General features: G+C 59.2%; 6 protein-coding genes. 2 read left to right on the top strand and 4 right to left on the bottom strand.

Annotation, left to right across the window (positions count from 1 at the left end):
• Positions 1-86: 86 nt before the first annotated feature.
• From AC1DH9_RS20650 to AC1DH9_RS20635, 4 genes are all read right to left on the bottom strand, one after another.
• Positions 87-1,919, bottom strand: coding sequence for an ABC transporter ATP-binding protein (locus AC1DH9_RS20650; protein ID WP_427531351.1), 1,833 nt, complete (start codon positions 1,917-1,919; stop codon positions 87-89).
• An 88-nt stretch (positions 1,920-2,007) separates the two neighbouring features.
• Positions 2,008-2,562, bottom strand: a complete 555-nt coding sequence (locus tag AC1DH9_RS20645) for a peptidylprolyl isomerase (RefSeq protein WP_427531353.1) — start codon at positions 2,560-2,562, stop codon at positions 2,008-2,010.
• Between the two features lie 3 nt (positions 2,563-2,565).
• Positions 2,566-3,369: an alpha/beta fold hydrolase gene (locus tag AC1DH9_RS20640; protein ID WP_427540646.1), complete on the bottom strand. Its 804-nt coding sequence runs from the start codon at positions 3,367-3,369 to the stop codon at positions 2,566-2,568.
• A 14-nt stretch (positions 3,370-3,383) separates the two neighbouring features.
• On the bottom strand, positions 3,384-4,307 hold the full coding sequence (locus tag AC1DH9_RS20635; RefSeq protein WP_427531357.1) for a PA3225 family LysR-type transcriptional regulator: 924 nt from the start codon (positions 4,305-4,307) through the stop codon (positions 3,384-3,386).
• 49 nt (positions 4,308-4,356) lie between these two features.
• Here AC1DH9_RS20635 and AC1DH9_RS20630 point away from each other — a divergent pair, with 49 nt between their 5' ends.
• Together AC1DH9_RS20630 and AC1DH9_RS20625 are read left to right on the top strand one after the other, a co-directional pair.
• Complete coding sequence (locus tag AC1DH9_RS20630) at positions 4,357-4,671, top strand: 3-phosphoglycerate kinase (RefSeq protein ID WP_427540649.1); 315 nt, start codon at positions 4,357-4,359, stop codon at positions 4,669-4,671.
• A gap of 149 nt (positions 4,672-4,820) precedes the next feature.
• Entirely contained in the window at positions 4,821-5,420 is a 600-nt protein-coding gene (locus AC1DH9_RS20625; RefSeq protein WP_054596217.1) for an FMN-dependent NADH-azoreductase, read from the top strand.
• The last annotated feature ends 213 nt before the right edge of the window (positions 5,421-5,633 follow it).

Below are 5,633 nucleotides of genomic sequence, written 5' to 3'. Positions count from 1 at the left end.
CGGTTAGATCGCGTAAACAGCAATTACGACTGCTCCGCAGCCGGACGCAGCCTCGCGGGCTCGGCAGCTGCTACAGCGCTCTTGTCTCAATCGATGCCGACAAACCCACCGGTCTGGTGCTGCCACAGCCGCGCATACAACCCGCCATGAGCCAGCAGTTCGGCATGGCTGCCGGTTTCGGCGATATGGCCTTTTTCCAGCACCACCAGGCGATCCATCCGCGCGATGGTCGAGAGTCGGTGAGCGATGGCAATCACGGTCTTGCCCTGCATCAGGGTTTCCAGGCTTTCCTGAATCGCCGCTTCGACTTCCGAGTCCAGCGCCGAGGTCGCTTCGTCCATGATCAGGATCGGCGCGTCCTTGAGCAGCACCCGGGCGATGGCGATCCGTTGGCGCTGGCCGCCAGAGAGTTTCACCCCACGTTCACCGACATGAGCATCGAAACCGGTGCGGCCTTCAGCATCCGATAGCAACGGGATGAACTCGTCGGCGCGGGCCTTGCGGACTGCTTCCCAGAGTTCTTCGTCGGTGGCGTCGGGTTTGCCGTAAAGCAGATTGTCACGGATCGAACGGTGCAGCAGCGAGGTGTCCTGAGTGATCATGCCGATCCGCTCGCGCAGGCTTTCCTGGGCCACGCTGGCGATGTTCTGCCCATCGACCAGGATCTGCCCGCTCTGCAGGTCGTAGAGGCGCAGCAGCAGATTGACCAGGGTCGATTTGCCGGCGCCTGAAGGGCCGATCAAACCGATTTTTTCACCGGGTTTGATGGTCAGGTTGAGGTCGTCGATGATTCCGCTTTTCTTGCCATAGTGAAACGTCACGTGTTCGAAACGCACTTCGCCACGGGCCACTTCCAGGCGTGGTGCCGGTACGCGGTCGGTGACGCTGATCGGTTGGGCGATGGTTTGCAGGCCGTCCTGGACCATCCCGATGTTTTCGAAGATGCCGTTGACCACCCACATGATCCAGCCCGACATGTTGACGATGCGGATCACCAGGCCGGTGGCCAGGGCAATGGCACCGACCGAAATCAGCGACTGGGTCCACAGCCACAGCGCAAGGCTCGTGGTGCCGACGATCAGCAGGCCGTTCATGCTAGTGATGACCACGTCCATGCTGGTGACGACGCGGCCGGCCAGTTGGGATTTTTCGGTTTGTTCTGCGATGGCTTCGCGGGCGTATTGCTGTTCGAAGTTGGTGTGGGCGAAGAGCTTCAGCGTGGTGATGTTGGTGTAGCCGTCGACGATCCGGCCCATGAGTTTGGAGCGCGCATCGGAGGACACCACCGAGCGTTCCTTGACCCGCGGCACGAAGTAGCACAGTGCGCCGATGTAGCAGGCGATCCAGGTCAGCAGCGGGATCATCAGGCGCCAGTCGGCTTCGGCGAACAGCACCAGCGAGCTGATCGCATAGATCAGCACATGCCATAACGCGTCGACAGCTTGCACCGCCGAGTCGCGCAGGGAGTTACCGGTCTGCATGATCCGTTGGGCGATGCGGCCGGCGAAATCGTTCTGGAAAAAATTCAGGCTCTGTTTGAGCACGTAGCTGTGGTTTTGCCAGCGAATCATGCTGGTCATGCCGGGGCTCAGGGTTTGATGCACCAGCAGGTCATGCAGGCCGACGAATATCGGTCGCAGAAAAAGTGCGACCACCGCCATCCAGGCCAGCTCGACGCCATGGATTTTGAAGAAGTCCGTGTTTGGCGTGCCTTGGGCCAAATCGATGATTCGACTCAGGTAACTGAACAGCGCCACTTCGATCAGCGCGCCGATCAAACCGACGACCAACAGCGCGGCAAAACTCGGCCAGACCTGACGTAAATAATAGGTATAGAAGGGGAGAACCCGGCTCGGCGGAGCCGCCGTCGGGGCGTCACGGAAAATATCGATCAGTTTTTCGAAACGACGATAGAGCATCAGATAAACGCCCGCGTACGGGCTCTCCTTTTTTCGATGCGAGCGGCGCGGTGAACACACCGCTACCGCTCAGGACGCCTAATGCAGTTTAGTCGATGCGCTTGGCCGACTTGATCAGCACCGGGTCGATGGGCACATTCTGCATGCCTTGCTTGGTGGTGGTTGGCGAGTTGACGATGATGTCGACAACGTCCATGCCTTTCACGACTTTGGCGAACACCGCGTAACCGGCATCGCGGCCCGGGTCGAGGAAGTCGTTGTCCTTGACGTTGATGAAGAACTGGCTGGTGGCCGAATCCGGATCGGAGGTGCGCGCCATCGACAGGGTGCCACGCACGTTATGCAGGCCGTTGCTGGCTTCGTTCTTGATCGGTGCTTCGGTAGGCTTCTGTTGCATCGACGTCGTGAAGCCGCCGCCCTGAGCCATGAAACCCGGGATCACGCGGTGGAAAATGGTGTTGTTGTAGAAACCTTTGTCGACGTAAGCGAGAAAGTTCTTGGTACTGATCGGCGCCTTGACCGGGTCCAGTTCGATTTCGATCTGGCCGTTGGTCGTTTCCAGCAGCACGTGCGGTGCTGGGGCGGCCATCAGGTTGGTGGCGAACAATACTGCGCCTGTGACTAGGGCGATTTTTTTCAGCATGGGTCAGTGATCCTGGGTAGTGGTGTCGACTGCGGTTAGAAATTCAAGCAGGGTTTGGTTGAAACGGTCTGGCTGGTCCAATGGCGTTGCGTGGCGTGAATCTTCGATCACTACCAGCCGCGCATCGGGCAGCAGTTTTACATAGTCTTCTTTCACCGAAACCGGGGTGTAGTCATGGTCGGCGCTGATGATGAGGGTTGGACAGGTGATTCTTGAAAGTCGTTCCTGCACACCCCAGCCAACAATGGCCTTGAAGCTGGCGAGATAAGCACGTTTGTCGTTTTTTGCCCAGCGCTCGGCGATCTTACGCCGCAGATCGGCTTGTTCGGGTTTGGGAAACAACATGCGTCCCAAGGCCTTGCCGATGGTTTCCATGTTCAACAGATGAGCCATGCTCCAGCGTTTGAGCAGCCACCAGTAGTCGCTGAGTTTTTTCATTCTGACCTGGGGCTGGCTGTTGACGATGCTCAGGCTCTTGAGCATCTGCGGCTGATCCACCGCCAGCTGAAAACCGATCATCCCGCCCATGGACAACCCGACCAGATGCGCCGGGCCGAGCTTCAGGTGTTCGATCAGCGCGACCAGGTCGGCGCTGAAACCGGCAATGCTATAGCGCTCGCGGGGTTTGTCGGACCGACCGTGGCCGCGTACATCCGGGACGATCACCCGGTAACGGGTCGAGAGCTCCGGGATCTGTTTTTCCCAGTCCAGCGTACTCGAGCCCAGCCCGTGAACCAGCAGCAGGGGTGTGCCGTGGCCATATTCCTCGTAGTGCAGGGTGCAACCTTCATGTTCGAAATAGGCCATGGTGCAACTCCTTGTCAGGCTTGTTCCGGGGCCGCGAACGGCGCATCCAGCGGCGCGGTGTCGAAGGTGCGCAGCAACTCGACGAGAATCTGCGTGGCCGGCCCCAGGGGTTTGTCCTTGTTTGAATACAGAAAGAAGGTCGGATGGCGACTGCCACCCTGATCCAACGGTAGCACCTTGAGCAGGCCTTCCTTGAGTTCTCGTTCGATCATGTGCCGTGGCAGCCAGGCAAAACCCAGGCCGCTGCTGACGAACGTGGCCGCGGTGGCCAGGCTGCCGACGGTCCAGCGCTGTTCGGCACCCAGCCAGCCGACATCACGCGGTTGCTGGCGACCGGAGTCGCGGATCACCACCTGCAACTGGCTTTCGAGGTCGTGGAAGCTCAGTTCACGATTGAGGCGATGCAAGGCATGTTCGGGGTGGGCGACGGCAACGAACTCGACATCACTCAGCTCCGCGCCCAGGTAACCGGGAATGTTGAAGCCACTGATGGCCAGGTCCGCCACGCCTTCGAGCAGCACTTCCTCGACCCCGGACAGTACCTCTTCACGTAGACGTACCCGGCAGCCGCGACTTTGCGGCATGAACGCGCTCAAGGCGCGAACCAGTCGCGCGTTCGGGTAAGCGGCGTCGACCACCAGCCGCACTTCCGCCTCCCAGCCTTGCTCCATGTGGTGCGCCAGATCTTCAAGCTGACTGGCCTGTTTGACCAGTTGCCGCGAGCGGCGTAGCAGCACGCCGCCGGCTTCGGTCAGCACCGCCTTACGGCCGTCGATGCGCAACAGCGGCACACCGAGCTGGTCCTGCATGCGCGCGACGGTATAGCTGACGGACGACTGCGAACGGTGCAGCGCTTCGGCGGCCTGGGCGAAACCACCGTGGTCGACCACGGCCTGTAGTGTTCGCCATTGATCAAGGGTCACGCGGGGCGCTTTCATGATGAGCTCCTCTTGTCCTAAGCTGGCAGCTTCCATTGGAGGCTGCCAAATGAAAAAAATCTGTTGTGTGGTGCTGGCGATGTTGCCGCTGACCGCGTTTGCCTACCCCATTGATGTACAAAAACAACTCAACGGCCTGAAAATCGACTACACCACCCATGACACCGCACACGACATTGGCGCCATTACGCTGAACAACTCCAGCGGTAAAGCCGCCGAATGCACGGTGGCATTCCGCAATGGCCCGGAATTACCGCGCACTCGCCGCGTGAGCCTGGAGCCAGGCAAAAGCGCCGACCTCTCGGCCAGGTTCAACCGTGAAATCATCAAGCTGTACATCACCCTGACCTGCAAACCCAAATAAGGGCGGTTGCACAGGCGGGGCAGATACGCTCCGCTTATAAACGAATTTGTTGATGGTTTATAGCAGTTATTTGTGCTTYTTCATCGATACAACACTGTTTAATCTCCACTCCATCGACTTACAGCATTCACCGATGGAGGCTACATCCCATGTCCCGCGTTCTGATCATCGAAAGCAGTGCCCGCCAGCAAGACTCGGTATCGCGTCAGCTGACTCAAACCTTCATCAGCCAATGGAAAGCCGCACACCCGGCCGACCAGATCACTGTTCGTGACCTGGCGACCCATCCGGTTCCACACCTGGATGCCAATCTGTTGGGCGGCTGGATGAAACCTGCCGAGCAGCGCAACGAAACCGAACAGTCGTCGCTGGAGCGCTCCAACCAGTTGACCGACGAACTGCTGGCTGCCGACGTCCTGGTCATGGCCGCACCGATGTACAACTTCGCGATTCCCAGCACCCTCAAAGCCTGGCTCGACCACGTGCTGCGTGCCGGTGTGACCTTCAAGTACACCGAAACCGGCCCGCAAGGTCTGCTCAGCGGCAAGCGTGCTTATGTGTTGACCGCTCGCGGTGGCATCTACGCCGGTAGCACCTCCGATCACCAGGAACCGTACCTGCGTCAGGTCATGGCGTTCATCGGCATCCACGACGTCACCTTCATTCACGCCGAAGGCATGAACCTGGGCGGTGACTTCCACGAAAAGGGTCTGAACCAGGCCAACGCCAAGCTTGCCCAGGTTGCCTGAACCGTTAATCGCCAGATAATCACCTGATGGTTAAGTAGCTCCCGCACCTCCTTCAAGCCGGTTCGCGCATCGAACCTCCCTTTGCACTTGTTGCTCATGAGTGCTCTAGCCCGATTGAACGCTTTAGCGAGATCGGGCTTTTTTTTGCCTGCGGTTTTGTGGCCGGGCACGAACCTGTGGGAGCGAGCCTGCTCGCGATAGCGGTATCTCAGT

This window comes from Pseudomonas sp. 05T35, assembly GCF_056396605.1.
The sequence above is the reverse complement of the archived record's forward strand: the minus strand, read 5'-3'. Positions and strand labels throughout refer to the sequence as shown.